This is a genomic window from Pseudonocardia sp. ICBG601 (assembly GCF_020496245.1).
In genome coordinates, this window is record NZ_JAHLJA010000150.1 from 954079 (window position 1) to 975693 (window position 21615).

General features: G+C 75.5%; 22 protein-coding genes and 1 pseudogene. 12 read left to right on the forward strand and 11 right to left on the reverse strand.

The features are described from left to right. The first annotated feature begins 18 nt into the window (after nt 1-18). The 4 genes from KPL57_RS50120 (at nt 19) to KPL57_RS50135 (ending at nt 2755) form a co-directional block, all read left to right on the forward strand. Nucleotides 19-552, forward strand: coding sequence for a hypothetical protein (locus KPL57_RS50120; protein ID WP_226357458.1), 534 nt, complete (start codon nt 19-21; stop codon nt 550-552). Further along, nucleotides 552-1295 (forward strand): enoyl-CoA hydratase/isomerase family protein, encoded by a 744-nt coding sequence (locus tag KPL57_RS50125; protein WP_226357459.1) that lies wholly within the window; start codon nt 552-554, stop codon nt 1293-1295. Before KPL57_RS50120 ends, KPL57_RS50125 begins: the two co-directional genes overlap by 1 nt. 10 nt (nt 1296-1305) lie before the next feature. Then, nucleotides 1306-2331 carry a DUF4185 domain-containing protein gene (locus KPL57_RS50130; RefSeq protein WP_226357460.1) on the forward strand — a complete coding sequence of 342 codons (1026 nt, stop codon included), beginning with the start codon at nt 1306-1308 and terminating at the stop codon, nt 2329-2331. Between the two features lie 82 nt (nt 2332-2413). Further along, nucleotides 2414-2755 (forward strand): hypothetical protein, encoded by a 342-nt coding sequence (locus tag KPL57_RS50135; RefSeq protein ID WP_226357461.1) that lies wholly within the window; start codon nt 2414-2416, stop codon nt 2753-2755. Here the strand turns inward: KPL57_RS50135 and KPL57_RS50140 are convergent. Next, a complete protein-coding gene (locus KPL57_RS50140; protein WP_226357462.1) occupies nt 2718-3113 on the reverse strand; it encodes a hypothetical protein in 396 nt (131 codons plus the stop codon). The genes KPL57_RS50135 and KPL57_RS50140 overlap by 38 nt on opposite strands. Nucleotides 3114-3243: 130 nt before the next feature. Here KPL57_RS50140 and KPL57_RS50145 point away from each other — a divergent pair, with 130 nt between their 5' ends. Continuing rightward, nucleotides 3244-3927: a TVP38/TMEM64 family protein gene (locus KPL57_RS50145; protein WP_226357463.1), complete on the forward strand. Its 684-nt coding sequence runs from the start codon at nt 3244-3246 to the stop codon at nt 3925-3927. A 235-nt stretch (nt 3928-4162) separates the two neighbouring features. Here the strand turns inward: KPL57_RS50145 and KPL57_RS50150 are convergent. The 7 genes and pseudogenes from KPL57_RS50150 to KPL57_RS50180 form a co-directional block, all read right to left on the reverse strand. Further along, nucleotides 4163-4408, reverse strand: a pseudogene (locus KPL57_RS50150) (epoxide hydrolase N-terminal domain-containing protein); the annotation flags it as partial. A gap of 45 nt (nt 4409-4453) precedes the next feature. Then, the gene (locus KPL57_RS50155; protein WP_226357464.1) at nt 4454-5251 is read right to left on the reverse strand and encodes a molybdenum storage protein subunit alpha; all 798 of its coding nucleotides are present in this window, start codon (nt 5249-5251) and stop codon (nt 4454-4456) included. Then, nucleotides 5248-6075 carry a uridine kinase gene (locus KPL57_RS50160; protein ID WP_226357465.1) on the reverse strand — a complete coding sequence of 276 codons (828 nt, stop codon included), beginning with the start codon at nt 6073-6075 and terminating at the stop codon, nt 5248-5250. Before KPL57_RS50160 ends, KPL57_RS50155 begins: the two co-directional genes overlap by 4 nt. Nucleotides 6076-6544: 469 nt before the next feature. Further along, nucleotides 6545-7342 carry an ABC transporter ATP-binding protein gene (locus KPL57_RS50165; protein ID WP_226357466.1) on the reverse strand — a complete coding sequence of 266 codons (798 nt, stop codon included), beginning with the start codon at nt 7340-7342 and terminating at the stop codon, nt 6545-6547. Continuing rightward, nucleotides 7339-8457, reverse strand: coding sequence for an iron ABC transporter permease (locus KPL57_RS50170; RefSeq protein WP_226357467.1), 1119 nt, complete (start codon nt 8455-8457; stop codon nt 7339-7341). Before KPL57_RS50170 ends, KPL57_RS50165 begins: the two co-directional genes overlap by 4 nt. Further along, a complete protein-coding gene (locus KPL57_RS50175) occupies nt 8454-9650 on the reverse strand; it encodes an ABC transporter substrate-binding protein (protein WP_226357468.1) in 1197 nt (398 codons plus the stop codon). The genes KPL57_RS50170 and KPL57_RS50175 overlap by 4 nt, the downstream gene beginning before the upstream one ends. A 23-nt stretch (nt 9651-9673) precedes the next feature. Next, nucleotides 9674-10873, reverse strand: coding sequence for a cysteine desulfurase-like protein (locus KPL57_RS50180; protein ID WP_226357469.1), 1200 nt, complete (start codon nt 10871-10873; stop codon nt 9674-9676). A gap of 108 nt (nt 10874-10981) precedes the next feature. On the opposite strand from KPL57_RS50180, the gene KPL57_RS50185 reads away from it, so the two are divergent. The 3 genes from KPL57_RS50185 (at nt 10982) to KPL57_RS50195 (ending at nt 14504) form a co-directional block, all read left to right on the forward strand. After that, nucleotides 10982-12298 carry an Ig-like domain-containing protein gene (locus KPL57_RS50185; RefSeq protein WP_226357470.1) on the forward strand — a complete coding sequence of 439 codons (1317 nt, stop codon included), beginning with the start codon at nt 10982-10984 and terminating at the stop codon, nt 12296-12298. 95 nt (nt 12299-12393) lie between these two features. Beyond that, nucleotides 12394-12978 (forward strand): TetR/AcrR family transcriptional regulator, encoded by a 585-nt coding sequence (locus KPL57_RS50190; protein WP_226357471.1) that lies wholly within the window; start codon nt 12394-12396, stop codon nt 12976-12978. A gap of 83 nt (nt 12979-13061) precedes the next feature. Then, a complete protein-coding gene (locus KPL57_RS50195) occupies nt 13062-14504 on the forward strand; it encodes an MFS transporter (protein ID WP_226357472.1) in 1443 nt (480 codons plus the stop codon). Between the two features lie 18 nt (nt 14505-14522). Here the strand turns inward: KPL57_RS50195 and KPL57_RS50200 are convergent, their stop codons facing one another. After that, nucleotides 14523-16127, reverse strand: coding sequence for an AMP-binding protein (locus KPL57_RS50200; RefSeq protein ID WP_226357473.1), 1605 nt, complete (start codon nt 16125-16127; stop codon nt 14523-14525). 603 nt (nt 16128-16730) lie between these two features. On the opposite strand from KPL57_RS50200, the gene KPL57_RS50205 reads away from it, so the two are divergent. Next, on the forward strand, nt 16731-18017 hold the full coding sequence (locus KPL57_RS50205) for an acyl-CoA dehydrogenase family protein (RefSeq protein WP_226350676.1): 1287 nt from the start codon (nt 16731-16733) through the stop codon (nt 18015-18017). Between the two features lie 4 nt (nt 18018-18021). Here the strand turns inward: KPL57_RS50205 and KPL57_RS50210 are convergent, their stop codons facing one another. Together KPL57_RS50210 and KPL57_RS50215 are read right to left on the reverse strand one after the other, a co-directional pair. Continuing rightward, nucleotides 18022-18513, reverse strand: a complete 492-nt coding sequence (locus KPL57_RS50210; protein ID WP_226350675.1) for a MarR family winged helix-turn-helix transcriptional regulator — start codon at nt 18511-18513, stop codon at nt 18022-18024. A 109-nt stretch (nt 18514-18622) separates the two neighbouring features. Continuing rightward, nucleotides 18623-19393 (reverse strand): enoyl-CoA hydratase-related protein, encoded by a 771-nt coding sequence (locus KPL57_RS50215; protein ID WP_226350674.1) that lies wholly within the window; start codon nt 19391-19393, stop codon nt 18623-18625. A gap of 51 nt (nt 19394-19444) precedes the next feature. On the opposite strand from KPL57_RS50215, the gene KPL57_RS50220 reads away from it, so the two are divergent. The 3 genes from KPL57_RS50220 to KPL57_RS72975 all read left to right on the forward strand — a co-directional run bounded on the left by KPL57_RS50220 (nt 19445) and on the right by KPL57_RS72975 (nt 21483). Beyond that, nucleotides 19445-20584: an MBL fold metallo-hydrolase gene (locus tag KPL57_RS50220; protein WP_226350673.1), complete on the forward strand. Its 1140-nt coding sequence runs from the start codon at nt 19445-19447 to the stop codon at nt 20582-20584. Between the two features lie 221 nt (nt 20585-20805). Further along, a complete protein-coding gene (locus KPL57_RS50225) occupies nt 20806-21150 on the forward strand; it encodes an Lsr2 family protein (protein ID WP_226350672.1) in 345 nt (114 codons plus the stop codon). A gap of 96 nt (nt 21151-21246) precedes the next feature. Next, nucleotides 21247-21483 (forward strand): AMP-binding protein, encoded by a 237-nt coding sequence (locus KPL57_RS72975; RefSeq protein WP_374203895.1) that lies wholly within the window; start codon nt 21247-21249, stop codon nt 21481-21483. The last annotated feature ends 132 nt before the right edge of the window (nt 21484-21615 follow it).

Genomic DNA, 21615 nt, shown 5'->3' on the forward strand with positions numbered 1-21615 from the left:
GGCCGCCGCTGTGGTCCGATGATCGTCGTGGTCCGGGGATGGCGGTGGATCGGCGGGGCGGCGGTCGCGGTGCTGGCGCTCGTGGCGCTGCTGTCCTGGGTGCGCTGGGCCGGGCTGCCCGCGGACGTCGCCGTCCCCGCGACCACCGGCGGTCCCGTCGCGGTCACCGAGCCCGGGACCCGCTGGGTGTACCTGGAGACCCGCAGCGGCTACGGCTCCGCCGACGCGCTGCCGACGGTGACCGGCCCGTCCGGCCCGGTGCCGCTGGTCCCGGCGACGATGGACGAGACCTACTCCGTCGGTGCCCGCTCCGGCTTCCTGATCGGGTCGTTCGAGGTCGAGGAGCCGGGCACCTTCACGCTGTCCGCCGCGCCGGGGGCACGCGGGATCGGGGTCGCGCTGGTCGTCGCCGCGGCCGGGATCGCCCCGCTGATCGTGGCGATCCTGACGACGGTCGCGGCCGGCGTCGGCGCGATCGTGCTGCTGGTGCTGGTCCTGGTGCTGCGGCGACGACCCCCGCGCACCGCCCCGCCGCCGTGGACGGTGCACTGATGGGGACCCCGCGGGTGCACGACGACGGCGCGGTCCGGACCGTCACCCTGGACCGTCCCGAGGCCGCCAACGCGCTGCACCTCGACGACGTCGACGCGGTCACCCGGGCCGTCACCGACCTCCCGGACCGGGTGCGGGTCGTGGTGGTCACCGGGGCCGGGGACCGCGCGTTCGGCGCCGGGATGCACCTCGACGTGTTCCGCGACGCCGCCCCCGGCGACGGTCGCGCGATCATCACCCGGCTCGCGACCTGCCTGCGCGCGGTGCGCACCGCACCGGTGCCGACGATCGCCCGGCTGAACGGCGCCTGCCTCGGTGCGGCGTTCGAGCTGGCGCTGGCCTGCGACCTGCGCGTCGCCCACACCGGGGTGCGGGTGGGGCTGCCCGAGGTCCGCCTCGGGATCCCGTCGGTGGTCGACGCGGCGCTGCTGCCCCGCTACGTCGGGGCCGCGCTCGCCCAGGAGATGGTCCTGACCGGCAGCGTGCACCGGGTCGACGAGCCCGGGACGGCGCCGCTGGTGAACCGCCTCGTCGACTCCCCCGCCGGCCTCGACGCCGCCGTCGACGACCTCGTCGCGACGCTGCTCGCCCCGACCCGCGAGGTCCTGGCGGCGCAGAAGGAGCTGCTCGAGACCTGGCGCGAGCAGGGCATCACCGGCTCGGTGGACGCGAGCGTCGACACCTTCGCGGAGGTGTTCGCGCTGCCCGCGACCCGCGCCGCGATCGCGCGGTACCGGCCGTAGGGTCGCCGCCATGGCCGTCACGACCAAGATCGCAGACCTGACCGGGCCCGGGTACACCGACCGGTTCGGGATCGGCGGCACCGACCTCGGCATCCTCGCCACCGCCCCGGACGGGCGCCTGGTCGCCGTCTTCGGCGACACCTTCGACCGGGCCGGTGTCGGCGGGCCCGGCTGGCGCTCCCCGGTCGTGCTGTTCGCCGACCCCGACGACGTCCGGGGCGGCCTGCGCTGGACCGGCTCCGGCGGCGACGCGGCCGACTACGCCTGCCGGCTCGTCAGCAAACCGGCGACGAACTGGTTCCGGCTGCACCGCCGCGTCACCACGATCCTGCCCGCCGACGTCATCACCGTCGGCGACACGATGTACCTGCACGTCATGGCCAACAAGGGCCTCGGCAACGTGCTGTGGAGCGAGATCGTCGCCTCCCGCGACAACGGCGTCACCTGGCAGCGGACCGGCTGCGACTGGCCCGGCGACCACCACGACGGCCTGTTCCAGCAGCTGACCTGGTGCGACGGCGGCGACGGGTACGTCTACGCCTACACCACCGGCTTCCAGCGCCGCGACGGTCTGCTGCTGCACCGGGTGCCCGCCGACCGGATCACCGACCGCGACGCGTGGGAGCCGTGGGGCTTCGCCGGGGAGCGCTGGGACTGGGGCAACCCGCCGACGCTGACGCTGCCGGGCGCGTTCGGCGAGCTCAACCTGCGCCGGGTGCCCGGCCCGGACGGTCGCGAGCACCTGCTGCTCACCGTCTTCGACGCCGGGAACTACCGGATCGACACGCTGCTGCTCGACCGCCCGGACGCCGACCTGCACCGCGCCCCGCGGACCACCGTGCTGACCGGCTGCGGCTGGGACGACGAGGACCACGCCACCGGCCGCGTCGCGCAGCTCTACGGCGGCTACGTCGTCCCCGGCTCGACGCTCGACGACCTGCACCTGGTCGTCAGCCAGTGGAACACCACGACCAACTGGCCCTACCGCGCGATGCAGTTCCGGACGGACGTCACGGAGCTGCTGCGGACGGAGTAACCCCAGGTCCCGGCGTCATGAGAAGTGGGTATCTCCCGGCCGGGACCGCATCCGGACGGGGGCTCCGCTCGTAGGGCACTCCATGAGCTCGGAGCACGACGGGACGCGCCCCTTCACCGCGACGGTGGTCGTCGGCGGCTGTCCCCTCACCGCCGACGAGCTGCGCGTGCTGGCGCGGACGCTGCCCGAGCTGTCCCGGGTGCGGACCGCGCACCACGACGGCGAGCTGCTCCTGCAGGCGCGCCTCGACGACGTCGACGGTCCCGCCGCCGTGCGACGGCTGCGCCGCGCGGTGCCGCGGCTGCTGACCGGGTTCCCCGGTGTCGTCGTCGCGGCCGGCCCCGGGCCCGCACCCCGGCCGTGGACGCCGTGGCGGCGCCCGGCCGTCAGCCCGGTTCCCGCTCCCCGGGCGGCAGGAGGCTGAAGTACCAGCGGCCCGCCTCCTCGGTGACCGACAGCGTCACCAGCACCGGGCCCGAGCGCACCTCGACCCGGTCCGGCCCGGTGGGCAGCACGGCAGGCGACCCGGCCGCCTGCAGGCGCTCGACGTAGTCGTCGACGAAACCGCGGTCCGGGGCGTCGAGCAGCAGCTCGTGCAGCCGGGCGCCGCCGCCGTCGGGGGTCCGCAGCGCGGCGCCGCCCCGTTCGTAGAGCGCGGCCCGGTCGTCGGCGCCGCGCTCCCCCGCCGCCGCGATCAGCGTGACCGTCCCGACGATCCACGCCCCGACGAACGCGACGGCGATCCACCCCAGCAGGGTGCGGGTGCGCGCAGGACGTCTCATCAGGCCGAGACTGTGTCATACCGGACACCGTCGTCCGCCGCACACCGGTCGCCGTTCACCGGTCCGAGCCGGTGTCCACCCGAACCCCGCGGGTACCCGCACTCGTAGACCCGGGTGGAGGTGGTCGACGGTGGCCCGATGGTGGCGGCCCGTGCTGCTGGTGACGCTGGTGGCCGCGGGCTCCGCGGTGCTGCTGGTCACCGGCTGGCCGACGGTCGAGGGCGTCCGCGCGACGACGTCGGCCGCGGGCTGGGCGGCACCGGTCCTGTTCACCCTGCTGTTCGTCGGGTTCACCCTGGTCCCCGCGCCCGCGACCGTGATGGGCATCGCCGCCGGGGTCCTGTTCGGCCTGCCCGTCGGCCTGGCGACGACGATGACCGCCGTCGCCGTGGGCTCGCTGATCGGCTTCGTGCTGTCGCGGACACTGGGCCGCGAGGTCGTCGCCGGCATCGGCGGCGCCCGCATCCGCCGTCTCGACGCGCGGCTGCGCCGGGGCGGGCTGTGGGCCGTCGCCGGGGGCAGGCTGCTGCCGGTGATCCCGTTCCCGGTGCTGAGCTACGCCTGCGGGCTGACCGCGATCCGGCTGCGCGACTACCTCGCGGGATCGGTGCTCGGGGTGGCCCCCTCGGCGGTGGCGTTCGTGACGATCGGCGCCTACGGCGGGGACCCGGGCTCGGTGCCGTTCGTCGCCGCCGTCGCCGGGCTGGTGCTGCTGACGGCCGCGGCGCTCGTCGCGGGTCGGCGACGGCGGCGACGCACGGAGCCCGGTGCCGCTCCGCCGGTCCCGCCGGTCCCGCCGGTCCCGGTGGGCTGAGGCCCGGCTGCCCGACCCCGCCCCGGCGCCGCCCGGGCTGCGCTCGCCGCCTCCCGGCCGCGCCGACATCGATCAGTACCTCAGCGCTGTCCTCCCGGCACGCGACCGCCCTGAGGTACTGATCGATCGCCGGAGCCGGGTCCGAGGGAGTGGGCGAACGCCCGGAGGTCGTCGAGGTGGACGGCCAGCCGTGCACCAGCAGCAGCGGGACGGCGTCGGTCCGCGTCGAGCGGCGGACCAGCGCGTGCACCCCGGCGTGGTCGGGGGTGTCGACGACGACGGAGTCCGCGGCCAGCCGCTCCTCCACCGCCCGCCAGTCGAAGCGGTGCCGCCAGTGGTCGGAGAGCGCGCGCAGGTGGTCGGGCGGGACGCCGTAGGACCACCCGGCACCGGCCGGCACGTCGGGCCAGCGGGTGTCGTCGAGACGGGCGTGCAGGCGGTCGATCTCCGCCTGCGGGACGGGGAACGGGTTCGGTGCCACGACACGACCGTGGCACCGGACCCGGACGGATCCCGTCCTCGGAGGTCAGGCCGAGACGACGGTCCCGACGTGCTCCCCGGCGAGGGCCTTCGTCAGGTTCCCGGCGACGGTCCCGTTGACGATCCGCACCGACCGGACGTGGCGGGCGCGCTGCAGCGTGCACAGCGCCTCCCGGTCGACCGGCAGGGTCCGGGCGGCGTCGGCGAGCAGGTCGGCCGCGGACGCCTCGCGCAGCACGGTGTCCCCGTCGAGCACGCCGTCGACGTCGCGGACGTAGGTCAGCGACGCCGCGCCCCACGCGTCGGCGAGCAGCAGCGCGCCGGTGTCGGTGCGGTGCGCCGGGATCTTCCCGGCCGCCGACGGCAGCTCGTGCACGCCGTAGGGCGGGTAGCCGTTGGTGACGGCGGCGTTCGACGCGGCCAGGTGCACCGGCAGCTGGTGGGCGACGGTGTCGTGCCCGAGGTAGGCGACGCCCTGCTCGGCGAGCAGCGCGGCGACCAGGTGCCCGTTCTGCTCGGCCTCACGGCCGGCGATCTCGGCGAGCGCACCGGTCGGCAGGCCCAGGTCGAGGCCGACGCCGAGCGCGTGCCGGGCGCGGATCCCGGCACCGGTGGCGATCAGCAGCGGGTCCCCGGAGATCGCGGCGCGCAGCTCCTCGACGAGCGGCAGCAGCACGTCGCGGCCGCGGTCGACGATCGAGCGGCCGCCGAGCACGACCACGCGCAGGCGGGGCAGCATCCGGATGACCGGCTGCTGCTGGTCGACGGGGCGGACCTGCTCGCGGTCGAGCAGGGTCTGGCGGGCCAGCGGGGACTCGACGTCCTTGGTGTGGGTGGTGCTCATCGGGCGTCTCCCGCGGTGATGATCGTGCCCACGTGCTCGCCGGCGAGCGCGCGGGTGAGGTTGCCGGGCTTGAGACCGTTGACGATCTGGATCGAGCGGACGTGCGTCGCGTGCCGCATGAGCTCCAGCACCGGGCGCTCGACGATCAGGTCGGGCAGGTCCCGCTCGATGAGCTCGTCGACGGTGATCTCGGGGATCAGGGTCGCCGACGGGTCGTTCTTCGGGTTCGCGGTGTAGAGACCGTCCTCGTCCTTGACGAAGATCATGTTCTTGCAGCCGTAGGTCTCGGCGACCAGGTAGCAGCCGGCGTCGGTGCGGTAGGGCGGGATGACGCCCTCGTCGGGTAGCGGCTGCCACATCGCGTACGGCGGCATGCCGGCGAAGATCGCCGCGCGGACCTCGGACAGCGACAGCGGCAGCGCGTCGAACCCGCCCCCGGCGACGACCGGCACCCCGTGCCGGGCCATCAGGTAGCCGAGCATGGTGGCGTTCTGCCCGGCGACGGCGCTGCCGACCGAGCTGAGCACGCCGGTGGGCAGGCCGAGCTCGGCGGCCAGGGAGTACGCGTGCCGGGCCCGGGTGCCGCCGCCGGTGCCGATCAGCAGCCGGTGCTCCGACCGGGCCTCCAGCAGCTCCTCGACGAGCGGGAACACCGCCTCGCGGCCGCGGTCCATGAAGCTCTGCCCGCCGACCTTGACCACGGACACGTCGGGCAGGACCCGGGTGTCGGGGGTCCGCTCGGTGGCCGCGGCGAGCTCCGGGTCGTCGAGCGACCGGGTCAGCAGCAGCGACTCGAGCTCGGCCGCGCTCGCGGCGTGCGTCATCGCATCTCCTCGTGTTCCGATGCGCGCGCCCGGACGGGCGGCGCGGTCCAGCGCGAACCTAGCGACTCCGGGTCGCGTCGTGCCCGGCGGCGCCACGGGCACCTCCGGCCGGGCTGCGGCACCGGCTCCGGGCGCCGCGCCGTCGGCGCGGCCGGTCGTGCACGACCGGCCCGCATACGCTGATCGCGACGCCGTCCGGGTGATCCATGCCACTGTGCGGCGCCCGTTCCGCAGCTCCGCCCTCTCCCGCACTCGGCCCCCGCACCCGCGGTGCACCCCACCACGTGCGGCGCCGCACGGGTTCCGGTTCCGCCGCACACCCCCGGACGTGTGCGGTGCGCTCGGAACCTGTGCGGCGCGGGTCCGGTGGGGGCGGCGACCGCCCGGCGTCGAACCGGCCCGGCGCGGGCGGTGCGCCGGACGCGGGCGGGGCGGCCGAACGCGAGCGGGGCAGGGCGGCGCGGGTGTCTCAGGCGCGGAGGCGGAAGGTGCCGGTGGGCGCGTCGAAGGCCAGCTCGTCGGTGTCGAACGCCGCCCCGACCGCACCGGAGGCGGCCAGCTCGCCGGGCGTCCCCGTGTGCAGCGCGCCCGCGCCGTCGAGCAGCCAGGCCCGGTCCGCCAGACGCAGTGCCGGCTCCAGGTCGTGGGTGGACAACAGCACCGCGAGGTCCTGCTCCCCCGCCAGCCGGCGCAGCGTCCCGAGCAGCGCGACCCGGGAGGAGACGTCGAGGAACGCGCTCGGCTCGTCGAGCAGCAGCAGCGACGGCTGCTGGGCCAGTGCGCGGGCGACCATCATCCGCTGCCGCTCGCCGTCGGACATCCGGGCCAGCGGGCGTCCGGCCAGCGGGCCGGCGCGGATCGCGTCGATCGCGGCGTCGACGGCGGCCTCGTCGTCGGCGGTGAGCAGGCCGGTGGCGCCGGTGTGCGGCAGCCGCCCCAGCTCGACGACGTCGCGGCCGGTCAGCTGCCCCGGGTCCGGCCGGTCGGTCAGCACCACCCCGACCCGGCGGGCCCGCTCGGGCGGCCGCAGCCCCAGCAGGTCGGTGCCGTCGAGGGTCACCGCCCCGCCGAGCGCGGGCTGCAGCCCGGCGAGGGTCCGCAGCAGCGTGGACTTGCCCGCGCCGTTCGCCCCGAGCAGCACGGTCAGCTCGCCGCGGGCGGCGACGGCGTCCACCCCGGACAGCACCGGGCGCACCCGGCCGCGGCGCAGCGCCCCGCCCTCGGCGTACCCGACGACGAGCCCGGACAGCACCAGCCCGGCGCTCACCAGGCCGCGCCCAGGCGTCGGGAGCGCAGCAGCACCGCGATCACGACCGGTGCCCCGACCAGGGAGGTCACCACGTTCAGCGGGACCGTGCCCAGCCCCGGCGGGTTCGCGACGACCGCGCAGGCCAGCCCGACCAGCGCACCGGTCAGGGCGGTGGCCGGGACGAGCACCCGGTGCCGCGAGGTGCCGACCGCCATCCGGGCCAGGTGCGGCACGGCGATGCCGAGGAACCCGATCGGCCCGCAGAACGCGGTGACCGTCCCGGCGAGCACGGCGGCGACGAGCAGCACGACCACCCGTACCCGGGCGACGTCGACGCCGGCGGTGCGGGCGTAGTCGTCGCCGAGCAGCAGCCCGTCGAGCGGCTTGGCCAGCACGACCACCGCCAGCAGCCCCGCGGCGACGATCCCGCCGAGGACCGGCAGCTCGCCGCGGCCGACGCCGGACACCGAGCCGAGGCCCCACATCAGGTACTGCTGCGCGGTGCGCGGGTCGGTCCAGACCAGCAGCAGGCTGACCACCGAGGTGACCGCCGACCCCAGCATCACGCCGATCACGAGCAGCGCGGTGACGGACCGGGCGAACCGCGACAGGGCCAGCACCAGCGCGAGCACGGCGGCGGCACCGACCGCCGCGGCCGCGACGGTCGTGAGCCGCCCCCCGACGACCGGTGCGGCCCCGAGCCCGCCGGTGGCGAACGCGGCGGTCCCCGCGGCCGCGCCGAGCGTGGTCACCAGCGCGACGCCCAGCCCGGCCCCGGCGCTGACCCCGAGCACGTAGGGCTCGGCCAGCGGGTTGCGGAACAGGGTCTGGGTGAGCAGCCCCGCGGTGCCCAGCCCGACGCCGACGGCCGTCGCGGTCACCGCCCGCGGCACCCGCAGGTCGGTGACGAGCAGGTCGAGCCGGGCGTCGGGGGTGCCGATGCCGAGCAGCGCCGACAGCGTCCGGTCGAGCCCGATCACCACCGACCCGGTCGAGACGGCGAGGGCGAACAGCACGACGACCCCGGCGGCGAGCAGCGCCAGGACCAGCGGCGCCCGGCGTCCCGAGCGCTGCCCGGCCCGGTCCGGGGCCCGGGTCGCCGGAGCGGGCGACGCCGGTGCGGCCGGCCTCATCCGGCGGGCACCTGCCGGTAGTAGGTGAACGCGTGCCCGGGCAGGGCCTGCGGGTGCAGGATCGCGACGAGGTCGGCGAGGATCTCGTCCTGGTGGAGCGCGCCGCGCTCGTAGAGGGCGTTGCCGCCGTCGGCGGTGGTGGCCCGGTCGCGGGTCCACAGCTGCCCGCCGGGGCGGGCCGCGGCGAGCGAGGACAGCCGCGGGTCAAGCGTCGCGACGTCGGCGGTCGTGGCGAACGGGCCGTCGGCGAGCCAGACGCGGGCATCGCCGTCGTCGGCCAGCACCCGCTCCAGCGACTGCGCCTGGGTGCCGGTGCCGGGCATCCCGGCGCCCAGCCAGGTGGCGCCGGCGTCGCGGAACAGGATGCCCGCGGTCGACTCGGCGGCCGGGACGTTCCAGGTGCCCTGGTAGGGCTGCCCGGCGACGATCGGGGTCGGCGGCAGGCCGCGCACGCGACCGGCGAGGTCGGTGTAGCGGCCCGCGATGCCGTCGAAGACCTCCGCGGCGCGGGCGTCCTGCCCGGTCAGCGCACCGACGACCTTGATCCACTCGGCCTGGCCGAGCGGACCGGTCTCCAGGTAGTCCGCCCAGCCGACCACCGGGATGCCGGCGGCGGCCAGCGCCGGGAAGGCCGGGTCGTCGGTCCCCGCCGACAGCACGACCGGCGGCGCGGCGGCGACGACGGCCTCGGCGTCGATCGTGGAGTTCGGCGCGAAGTCGACGGCGGCACCGGAGTCGACGCGCGCCCGCACGGCCGGATCGGTGACCAGCGCGGCCCCGCCGACGCCGGTGATCCGGTCGAGCCCGCCCAGCTCGGTGATCATCGGCAGCTGGGTGGTCGAGCCGGCGAAGATCCCGCTCACCGGGGTGTGCACCACCGGGGCCCCGGCGAGCGCCGCGGGCAGCGCCGGGTCGCCCTGCTCGCAGCCGACGAGCACGACCGACTGCGGCTGCCCACCCGGGAAGGGCGTGCGGACGGTCAGGACCCGGTAGCCGTCGCCGCCGGTGATCGTGACGTTGGTGGCGTGGGTGAAGGCGACCGTGTCGTCCGGGGCGGACGCGGCGCCGGGCACGCAGTCCTGCGCCGCCGCGCCGGTCCCGCCGGGGGCCGGCGGTGCCACGGCGGGTGCCGAGCACCCGGCGACGAGGGCCAGTGCGAGCAGGGCCGCGAGGACCCACCGAGGACGCGTCACCTGAACAGTCTCACATATGTGGATCAGGCCCCGACGAAGTCGGAGAGCCCGTCCAGGAGCCGGTCGACGTCGGCGTCGTCGGTGTAGCAGGCCAGCCCGATCCGCAGGGATCCGGTGTCCCCCAGACCGAGCCGCCGCGAGCACTCCAGCGCGTAGAACGACGAGGCGGGCGCCGCGATCCGCCGCTGCGCCAGGTGCCGGTAGGCGTCGGCGGCGTCGAGGTCGTCGAAGGTCACCAGCAGGGTCGGGGTCCGCCGCGCCGCCCGGGAGCGCACCGTGACCCCGGGCAGGGCGGCGAGGTGGGTCTCGATGCGCTCGCGCAGCGGCCGCTCGTGCTCCTCCACCGCGGCCATCGACGCCTGCAGCCGCGCCCGGCGGTCCCCGGTCGCCGACGGGTCCAGGGCGGCGAGGAACTCGACGGCGGCGGTGGTCCCGGCGAGCAGCTCGTAGGGCAGGGTGCCGAGCTCGAAGCGCTCGGGCACGGCGTCGCTCGACGGTGCCAGCTTCGCCGGGTGCAGGGTCTCCAGCAGCGCCGGGTCGGCGGCGAGCACCCCGCAGTGCGGGCCGAGGAACTTGTAGGGCGAGCAGGCGTAGAAGTCGGCGCCGATCGCGGCGACGTCGATCGGGGCGTGCGCGGTCAGGTGCACGCCGTCGACCATGAACAGTGCCCCGGCGGCGTGCACGGCGGCGGCGATCGCGGGCAGGTCGGGGCGGGTCCCGACCAGGTTCGACGCCCCGGTCACCGCGACGAGCCGGGTGCGGTCGGACAGCAGCGGCGTCACGTCGTCGAGCTCGGTGGTGGCGGGGTCGAAGTCGAGCCACCGCACCGTCACGCCGGCCGCCTGCGCCGCGGTCACCCAGGGGCGGATGTTCGCGTCGTGGTCGAGGCGGGTCACGACGATCTCGTCGCCCGGGGACCAGGTCGCGGCCAGCGTGCGGGCGAGGTCGAAGGTCAGCGCGGTCATGCTGCGCCCGAACACGATCCCGCGCGGGTCCGCGCCGAGCAGGTCGGCCGTCGCGGCGCGGGCGCCGAGCACGATCGCGTCGGCGGCGCGCTCGCCGCTGGTGACCGTCCCGCGGTTGGCCAGCGGGGAGGTCATGGCGGCGGCCACCGCCCCGGCGACGGCGTCGGGGACCTGGGAGCCGCCGGGCCCGTCGAAGTGGGCGATCCCGGCGCGCAGGGCGGGGAAACGGCTGCGGACGGCGGCGACGTCGTAGCTCATGGCCGGAACCCTGTCACGACGGCGCCCCGGACGCGCCCGGGCAACGATCACATGTCGTCGGGGTGTCGTACCGCCCGTGTGGGTGACACGCGGGCCATGATCCTCGGCATGTCGAGGTCCTGGGAGCACTCGCGCGGGCGCCACACCCCACGCCGGCGGCGGCGCTCGGTGCACCGTCGCACCTGGGCGGTGCTCGCCATCTCGCTGGTCGCGCTGGTGGCGCTGCTCGCGGGCGGGACCGCCGCGATGGCGGGCGGCCGGATCGGCGACGGCGTCGGCTCGCTGGCCCGCAACCTCGCGGGCGCCGTCGACCGCCTCCGTCCGGCGCCGGCCGTGCCGCCCGCGCCCCCGGTCCCCGAGGTCCTCACCAGCGTCCCGGCCGGCGGTGCCCCGGTCGCCCCGCGCAGCCCGGTCCGCACCGAGGTCAGCACCGGGACCCTCGACGGGGTCGCGCTCACCGCCGACTCCGATGACGGGCCGGTCACCGTCGCGGGCACCCTGTCCCCCGACGGCCGCAGCTGGACCGCCACGGAGCCGCTGGACCTCGCCACCACCTACCACTGGTCGGGCAGCTGGGTGCTGGGCCCGAAGGACCGGCGCCCGGTGCCCGCGGCCCCGTTCACCACCGTCGACCCCGACGACACCGTCGACGCCACCATGAACATCCGCGACGGCGGCGAGGTCGGCATCGGCGCCCCGGTCGTGCTCACCTTCGGCGAGAAGCTCCCCGACGCCGCGAAGGCCACCGTCGAGCGGGCGCTGAGCGTCACCGCGTCGCGGAAGGTCGAGGGCGCCTGGGCGTGGCTGCCCGACACCGCGGAGGGCTCGCGGGTGCACTACCGCCCGAAGGCCTACTGGCCCGCGCACACGCAGGTCCACGTGCGGGGCGCGCTGCGCGGACTCGACCTGGGCGACGGCACCTTCATGACGAAGGACCTGGACCGGACCTTCACCGTGGGGCGCAGCCAGATCGTGAAGGCCGACACCCGCAGCCACGCGATCGTCGTCGTCCGCGACGGCAGGGAGGTCGCCCGCTACGACGCCTCCTACGGCCTGGAGTCCGACCCGCGCCGGGTGACCCGCTCCGGCATCCACGTGGTCATGGCCAAGTCGGAGAAGGTGCTGATGAGCAACCCCGACTACGGCTACGTCGACGAGCCCCAGTTCTGGGCGGTCCGGATCTCCAACAACGGCGAGTTCATCCACGCCAACCCCGCGTCGTCGTGGGCACAGGGCAACCGCAACGTCAGCCACGGCTGCGTCAACCTGTCCACCCGCGACGCCAAGGAGTTCTTCGCGAGCGCCGTGTTCGGCGACCCGGTCGAGGTGACCGGCAGCTCGCAGCCGCTGACCGCCCGCGACGGCGACCTGTACGACTGGACGATCCCCTGGGACGAGTGGCGCTCGCTCAGCGCGCTGTCCTGACCGCACCCCCGTCCCCGGTGGTCCGCCCGCGGGGACGCCTCCGCACCGAACCGGACCGTCTGGTCCGGGACCGATCGGTCCGGTACCGTGGCCCCATGGCTCGCACCCCCGCCCCGGGCACCCGGGAGCGCATCCTCACCACCGCGTCGCGCCTGTTCTACGCACACGGGGTCCGCGCGATCGGGATGAACCAGATCATCGCCGAGGCGGGCACCGGGAAGAACCTGCTCTATCAGCACTTCACCACCAAGGACGACCTGGTCGCCGACTACCTGACCCGGGTCCGCGAGCGCCGCTCGGACGCGGTCCACCGGGCCCTCGACGCCGCGGGCGACGACCCGCGCGCACGGCTGGTGGCCCTCGTCGCCGAGATCGGGGACCTGGTGACCCGCACGGGCTCCCGGGGCTGCGCCTTCCGGAACTACCTCGTCGAGTTCCCCGACGACGGCATCGCCGGGGACACCCCGGCCGCGGTCGCCCGGGGGCACCTGGCCGACGTCCGGTCGATCGTCGAGCGGCTCGTCGGCGAGCTCGGGGCCGACGACCCCGACCGGCTCACCGGAGAGCTCTGCCTGATCACCGACGGGCTGTTCATGCAGGCCGCCCACCGCGATCCGGCCGACGTCCGGCGTGGCGCCGACGCCGCCGTGGCGCTCACCCGCCGCCTCGTCGGCGCCTGACCATCCGCTGAACCACTCGCCGTACCACCCCGCACTGTCCGCACGTCACCCCGGACCGATCGGTCCGCTTCGAGAGGACGACCATGCCCGCCCCCAGACCCGGTGTCGTCCTGCTCATCACGTCGGCGGCGGCGTTCCTGTCCAGCCTCGACCTGTTCATCGTCAACATCGCCTTCCCCGACATCCGTGCCGCGTTCCCGGGCACCGACCTCGGGCAGATGTCGTGGATCCTCAACGGATACACGGTGGTGTTCGCGGCGTTCCTCGCCCTCGCCGGGCGGCTGGCCGACCGCGTCGGCCACAAGCGGATCTTCCTGGTCGGCCTCGCCGTGTTCACGCTCGCGTCGGCCGCCTGCGCGATGGCGCCGAGCGTGTGGTCGCTGGTCGCCGCACGGACGGTCCAGGCCGTGGGCGCGGCCCTCGTCATGCCCACCTCGCTGTCGCTGCTGCTCACCGCCCACCCGCCCGAGCGCCGCAGCCGGGCCGTCGGAGCCTGGGCCTCGATCGGGGCCGTCGCCGCGGCGCTGGGACCTCCCCTGGGCGGGCTGCTCGTGCAGGCGTCGTGGCACTGGGTGTTCCTGGTCAACGTCCCGGTGGGGGTCGTGGCGCTGGTGGCCGGGGCACGGGCGCTGCGCGAGTCCGACCTCGAACGCACCGGGATGCCCGACCTGCTCGGCGCCCTGGCACTGGTCATGGGCATCGGCGCGCTCGCCTGGGCCCTCGTCCGCGTCCCCGACCGGGGCTGGCTCTCCACCGAGGTGCTCGCCGCCGCCGGGGTCGCGGTCCTCGGCCTCGTCGCCGTCGTCGTGCGGTCGCGGCGGCACGCGGTCCCGGCCCTGGACCTCGCGGTCGTCCGGGTGCCGTCCGTGGGGTTCGCCGCGCTGACGATGGTCGCGTTCACCTGTGGTTTCGCCGGCATGCTCGTCGTGAACGTCCTCTACCTGACCGGAACCTGGGGCTGGACGGCGCAGGCCGCGGGCCTGGCGCTCGCGCCGGGGCCGATGGTCGTGGTGGTCGTCTCGCGGCTCGCCGGGCGGCTCGCGGCGCGGATCGGGGTCGGTCCGACGGCGGGGCTCGGCGCCCTGTCCTTCGCGGCCGGGCCCCTCTGGTGGCTGGCCCACCTCGGCCTCACCCCCGACTACGCCGTCGGCATGCTCCCCGGACAGCTGCTGACCGGGCTCGGGGTCGGGCTGATCCTGCCCACGCTCTCCTCCGTCGTCGGCTCCGCCCTGCCCGCCTCGCAGTGGGGCTCGGGGTCGTCGCTGATCAACACCGCCCGCCAGGTCGGGTCGGTGCTGGGGGTCGCCCTGCTCGTCTCGGTGATCGGCGCACACACCACCGGTCTGCCATCGGAGTTCGGCGCGGTCCGGGCCGGGTGGGTGCTCCTGGCCGGGTCGGCCGGCGTCGCCGCGCTGCTGGCGCTCGTACTCGCCGTCGCCGAACGGCGGCCGGCGCCGGTCGTCGACGGCGGGGTCCCCGGCCTGACGCCGGTACGCCCGGGCGCGGAGGGCGCCGGCGCACCCTGACCCGTCACCGCCGCCCGGTCACCGGATCCGGCGCTCCTGCCCGGCCCACGCCTCGTCGCGCAGCACGAACTTCTGGATCTTCCCGGTGGAGGTCTTCGGCAGCTCGGCGAAGGTGACCCGCTTGGGCGCCTTGAACCGCGCCAGCCGCCCGCGCACGTGCTCGACGATCTCGTCCTCGGTGGCGCTCTCGCCCTCGCGCAGGGTCACCCAGGCGGCCGGGACCTCGCCCCACCGCTCGTCGGGGACGGCGATCACCGCGACCTCCAGCACGGCCGGGTGGTCGGCGATGGCCTGCTCCACCTCGACGCTGGCGATGTTCTCCCCACCGGAGATGATCACGTCCTTGGAGCGGTCGCGGAGCTCGACGTAGCCGTCGGGGTGCATGACGCCGATGTCGCCGGTCCGGAACCAGCCGTCCGGCGCGGCGTCGCGGGTGGCCTGCTCGTCGTCGAGGTAGCCGAGCATGACGTTGTTGCCGCGCAACGCGATCTGGCCGGTCGTCTCCCCGTCGGCGGGGACGTCGGCGCCGTCGTCGTCGATCACCCGGACGGCGCAGGCGATCATGTTCCCGACGCCCTGGCGGGCCTTCATCCGGGCCCGGGCGTCGGCGTCGAGGTCGTTCCACTCCGGACGCCAGTCGCAGATCATCGCCGGGCCGAAGGTCTCGGTGAGCCCGTAGAGGTGGGTCACCTCGAACCCGAGCTCGGCCATCCGGCGCAGGATCGCTGGGCTCGGCGGTGCTCCCCCGGTCGCGACGGCCACCGGGGTCTCCACCGGCCCGGCCTCCGGCGCGTAGGCGATCATCGACAGCACGGTGGGGGCGCCGTTGAGGTGGGTGACGCCCTGGTCGCGCACGAGCTCCCAGATCCGGGACGGCTCGACCCTCGGCAGGCAGACGTGGGTGGCGGCGGCCGCGGTGACCGCCCAGGGGAAGCACCAGCCGTTGCAGTGGAACATCGGCAGCGTCCACAGGTGCACCGACGACGCGGTCAGCCCGGTGTGGCCGACCATCGCCAGCGCCTGCAGGTAGGCGCCCCGGTGGTGGTACATCACGCCCTTCGGGTTCCCGGTGGTCCCGGACGTGTAGTTGACCGACAGCAGGCCGCGCTCGTCGGCGGGCCGCACCGCGGTGGGCTCCCCCCGGGCGACGAGGCGCTCGTAGTCCGGGCCGACCCGCACCGTGTGCGGCGGGGTGTCGAGGCGGGCGAGGACCTCCGCGACGAGGTCGTCGAACACCGGGTCGGCCACCAGCACCGAGGCGCGGGAGTGCTCCAGGATGTAGGCGACCTCGCCCGCCGACAGCCGGGTGTTGACCGCGACCAGCGCCGTCCCCGACCACGGGACCGCGTGCGCCGCCTCCAGCCCGACGTGGGTGTTCGGCACGAGGACCGCGACCGGGCGCCCGTCGTGCAGCGCGGCGAGCGATCCCGCCAGGCGCCGGCAGCGGTCGCGGAACTCGGTGTAGGTGAACCGCAGGTCGCCGTCGACGACCGCGACCCGGTCGCCGTGCGCCGCCGCGGCCCGGTCGAGGAACGCCGTGGGGGTCAGCGGCTCGTAGGACAGGTCCACCAGGTCGGCCGGGACACCCGCCGGGTGGACGGGGACGGGAGCCTCGTCGGTCATCCCCCGAGCCTCCCCGGCAGCGCCCGGGCACGCAATCGCCCCGCCCACCCGGAGATCCGCCGCCCGCCCGGGGCCACTGCCTGCCCGGGGGGGCCACCGTCCGCCCGGGGGGCACCGTCGGCCCGGGGGGCACCGTCCGCCCGGGGGGGGGACCGTCGGCGCGGTGACTCGCAGCCCGCGCGCGATGTGCAGCCTGCGCGGTGATCCGCGCCCACACAGTGATCCGCTTCCCGCGCGGTGATCCACCGTCCGCGCGGTGATCCGCTCCGCGCGTGCGTCCGGACACGCGCGGGCCGCGGATCTCCGCGCGCACTGTCGATCACCGGTTCGGCCGACCACCGACCACCGGCCCCGCCGATCACCGCACCGTCGGCTACCGGCACCACCGACTGTCGGCACCGTCGGCTGCCAGCACCGCCCGACCACGGGCACCGTCGACCACCGACCACCGGCACCACCGACCACCGGCACCACCGACCACCGACACATGGCACCGTCGGCTACCGGCACCGTCGACCACCGGCTCGGCGGCGGCCCTGTCCCCGTCGTGGCGGGCTGGGTTACGTTCGCAGTGGCAACGAGGCTCGTCGGGAGGCGGACGCAATGGCGTGGGACTTCAGCACCGATCCGGAGTTCGAGGAGAAGCTGAAGTGGATGCGCGGCTTCGTCCGCGACGAGATCATCCCGCTGGAGACCCTCGACCTGGACCGGGAGACCTTCGCCCGGATCACCGCCCCGCTCAAGGAGCAGGTCAAGGAGCAGGGTCTGTGGGCGGCGCACCTGCCCCCGGAGCTCGGCGGCGGCGGGTTCGGCCAGGTCTCCCTCGGGCTGATGCACGAGATCCTCGGCCAGTGCCGCTACGCGCCGGGGGTGTTCGGCAACCAGGCCCCCGACTCGGGCAACGCCGAGCTGCTCGCGATCGGCGGGTCGCCGGAGCAGAAGGAACGCTGGATGCACCCGCTGCTGCGCGGTGAGCTGCGGTCCTGCTTCTCGATGACCGAGCCCGGCGCCGGCGCGGACCCGACGATGCTGTCCACCCGGGCCGTGCGCGACGGCGACGACTACGTCATCAACGGTCACAAGTGGTTCTCCTCGAACGCCACCGGCTCGGACTTCCTGATCGCGATGGTGGTGACCGACCCGGACGCGCCGCCGTACCAGCGGGCCTCGATGATCGTCGTCCCGACCGACACCCCGGGCCTCGACGTCGCCCGCGACATCCCGGTGATGGACCACCCCGACGTCGGCGGCGAGATCTACGGCGGCCACGCCGAGGTGTTCTACCGCGACGTCCGGGTACCGGCGACGAACCTCGTCGGCAACCCCGGCGACGGGTTCCGGCTCGCCCAGCAGCGGCTCGGCCCGGGGCGCATCCATCACGCGATGCGCTGGCTGGGCCAGTCCCGGCGGGCGTTCGACATGCTCTGCGAGCGCGCGGTGTCGCGGACGGCGAGCGGCACGCGGCTCGCCGACAAGCAGATGGTGCAGGACATGATCGCGCAGTCGGCGGCGGACATGGCCGCGGCGCGACTGCTGACCCTGCACGCGGCGTGGACGATGGACCAGGTCGGCGCCTCGAACGCCCGGATCGAGATCGGGATGATCAAGTACTGGGGCGCGAAGGTGCTGCACGACGTGATCGACCGTGCGATCCAGGTGCACGGCTCGCTGGGCTTCTCCGGGGACCTGCCGCTGGAGCAGATGTACCGAGCGGCCCGGGCCGCGCGCATCTACGACGGTCCCGACGAGGTGCACAAGGAGTCCGTCGCGCGGCGCATCCTGCGCGGCTACACCCCGGTGGAGGTCCCCACCGAGCACGTCCCGACCCGCACCGAGGCCGCGCGCCGCAAGTTCGCGGAGTACCTGGACACCGCGGCGGCGAACGCCTGATGCCTCAGGCCGGCGTGGACTTCCGCGCCGGCCCGGAGGCGAGGTCGGCGCGGTAGTCCGCGACCAGCGCGTTCATCGCGGTGAGGAAGCGGGCCGCGGCGGCGAGCTCGTCGTCGTCGAAGCCGGCGAGCACGGCGTCCATCCGGGCACCGAGCGGGCCGAAGAACGCCCCGCCGACCTCGGCGGCGTTCTCGGCCTGGCGCAGGGTCACCCGCCGCCGGTCGGTGGACTCGCGGCTGCGGCGCACGTGGCCGGCGCGCTCCAGGCGGTCGACGAGCGCGGTCGTCGCACCGGTGGACAGCCCGAGCCGGGCACCGAGGACGCCCGGGGTGAGCGGTTCGCCCGCGGAGTCCGCGCGCATCACCGCGAGCAGCGCGTGCAGGTCGGTGGGGTGCAGCCGGTGCCGCCCGGCGAACTCCTGGCCGAGCAGCTCGGCCTCGCCCGCGTAGTCCTGCAGCAGCGCGACCAGGTCCTCACGTCGCGTCCGGGCAGGCATGCCGACGAGCCTAGTCGCGTGCGGCGACATACCGGGCGCGGGTCAGCGCTCCGGCCGGCGCGGCGGCGTACCGGGCGGGGGTCCGGCGCGGCGGCGTACCGGGGCCGGGTCAGCGCCCCGTCCAGCGCGGCGGGCGCTTCTCCAGGAACGCCGCGATCCCCTCGGTCTTGTCCGCGGACCGGTCGATCGCCGCCGAGGCGATCTCGGTGGCGTTCCAGCCGCGCTCGTCCGGCTCGGACACCACACGTTCCAGCGCGCGCAGCGACACCGACACCGCCAGCGGCGAGTTCTCGCACACCGCGGCCGCGAGCGCCAGCGCCGCCGCCTCCGCCCCGCCCGGCTCGACGAGCTCGGAGACCAGGCCCAGGGTGTACGCGCGCTCGGCGTCCAGCGGGCGCCCGGTGACCAGCAGCTGCTTGGCGATGTTGAGCGGCAGCGGCCGCGGCGCCCGGAACAGCGCCCCGCAGTTCGCGACCAGGCCACGGGCGACCTCGGGCAGCCCGAACCGCGCCGTCGTCGACGCGACGACCATGTCGCAGGCCAGCACGATCTCGAACCCGCCGCCGTAGGCGACGCCCTCGACGGCCGCGATCAGCGGGCGCCGCCGGTCCCGCCGGACGACGCCGTAGTTGCCGCCGCGCGGCGTCGGCCCGCCGGAGCCCGCGGCCAGGTCGGTGCCCGCGCTGAACGCCGTCGCGTCCCCGGCGAGCACGCCGCACCACAGGTCCGGGTCGTCGTCGAGGGTGTTGAGCGCCTCGTCGAGCCCGGCCGTCATCGCCGCGTCGACGGCGTTGCGCTTGTCCGGCCGCGTCATCCGGATCAGGAGCACGTGTCCGTGCCGCTCGGTGGTCACCCGTGTCCCCGTCATGCCGTCCGTCACGATCGTGACTGTAGGTGGGGAGCGGGCCCGGGCGTTCGTACTGTGGTGATCGTGTCCCGCAGCAAGCGCGTCCCGACCGCGGCCGTCCTGTCCGTCCCGCTCGCCCTGACCGGGGCCCTCGCCGCGCTCGGCGTGCACGTGCGCCGCAACATGGGGGCCCGCGCGGGCGAGCTCCACCGGATCGCCTCCGGGTCGCCGAACGCCGTCGACGGCGTGTTCGCCAACACCGAGCCGGGTCTGCCGCGGGCCAAGGCCTCGGCCCGGATGATCCTGAACATGCTGGTGGGCCGCCTGTCCGAGGGCGTCGCGCCGGCCACGGTGCCGCTCGCGCCGCTGCGGACCCCCGACGCGCCCGCCGGGCTGGCGGTGACCTGGCTGGGCCACGCCGGGGTGCTGCTGGAGATCGACGGCCGACGGGTACTGGCCGACCCGGTCTGGTCGGAGTACGCCTCCCCCGTGCCGCGCTTCGGGCCGCGCCGCCTGCACCCGCCGGTCGGGCCGCTGTCCGCGCTGGGGTCCCCGGACGTCGTCGTGATCAGCCACGACCACTACGACCACCTCGACCGCCTGACGGTCACCGCGCTGGCCCGCGACACCTCCGCGGTGTTCGTCGGCCCGCTCGGGGTGGGCGCGCACCTGCGGGCCTGGGGCGTGCCCGGGCACCGGGTCGTCGAGCGCGACTGGGAGGGCGTGGTGACCGTCGCCGGGCTGGAGCTGACCTGCCTGGAGACCCGGCACTTCTCCGGACGCGGGCTGCGCCGCAACACGACGCTGTGGGCCGCCTGGAAGGTCGCCGGGCCGCGGCACACCGCCTACCTGGGCGGGGACACCGGCGCCACCCGGGCGCACGCGCGCACCGGGGCCGCGCACGGCCCGTTCGACCTGACGGTGCTGCCGATCGGCGCCTACGCCGACCTGTGGCCCGACATCCACGCCGACCCGGAGCAGGCCGTCGCCGCGCACCGCAAGCTGGGCGGCCGGGTGCTGCTGCCGATCCACTGGGCGACGTTCAACCTGGGCTTCCACCCGTGGGACGAGCCCGCCGAGCGGGCCCGCAAGGCCGCCGCCGACCAGGACGTGGTCCTGGCCCTGCCGCGCCCGGGCGAGCGGATCGACCTGACCGGCGTCACGACCGTCGACGACGCCCGCGCCGCGGTTCCCACCGAACCGTGGTGGCCGACCGCGCGCTGATTCGCGTCACGTTCACCGCTGACCCTTTTCGCCCATTCCCGTCGCCCGGACGCCGTATCCCCCGACCGGAAACGACGGCGCGCCGGACTATTTCCGGGTAGGGGTTCGACAGGTCGGTTCGGCATCCTTTATCGTTCTGCCCGAAGAATCGGTTCCGGCTCCGACCGGGCGATTCCCGTCTCCGGCCGATCCGGTGATTCCCCCGTGGAAGGAATGACGACGTGGCGCAGCAGACGACCATCACACTGGTCGACGACCTCGACGGCACCGAGGCCGACGAGCAGGTGGAGTTCTCCGTCGACGGCCGCGCCTACGAGATCGACCTGTCCACCAAGAATGCCGAGAAGCTGCGGGAATCGTTGGCGCCCTACGTCGCGGCCGCCCGTCGCGGGTCCGGTCGGCGCAGTCCCGCTTCCGGCGCCTCGTCGTCGAACGGTTCCAGCGCCTCGGAACGCGCCGCGAACCGCGCCGTGCGGGAATGGGCGGTGGCCCAGGGCATGAAGATCTCCGAGCGCGGGCGTATCCCGTCCTCGGTTCTCGAGGCCTATCAGAACGCGCACTCCTGACCGCTGCCGCCGCCGGGGTCGCCCCGGATGGCAGGATCGGGCCGACGAGAGACGTGCGCCGGGCGATACGCGGCGCGCCCCGACGGAGAGGCCCCGATGTACCCAGGCACGCATGCCGCGACGACCCCCGACAAGCCGGCCGTGATCATGGGGGGCTCGGGCGCGACCCTGACCTTCCGTGAGCTGGAGGAGGGGTCCGCCCGGCTCGCGAACCACCTGCGTGCGGCCGGTCTGCAGCGGGGCGACGTCGTCGCGCTCGTCGCGGAGAACACCGCGCGGGTCTACGAGGTGTACTGGGCCGCCAGCGGTCGGGGCTCTACATCACCGCGGTGAACCACCACCTGTCCGCGCCCGAGGCGGCCTACATCGTCGTGCGGGACTGCGGCGCGAAGGCGCTCGTCGTCTCCGCCGGTGTCGCCGGTCTGGCCGCGGCCGATCGAGGACCACGTCGACACCCCGGTGCGG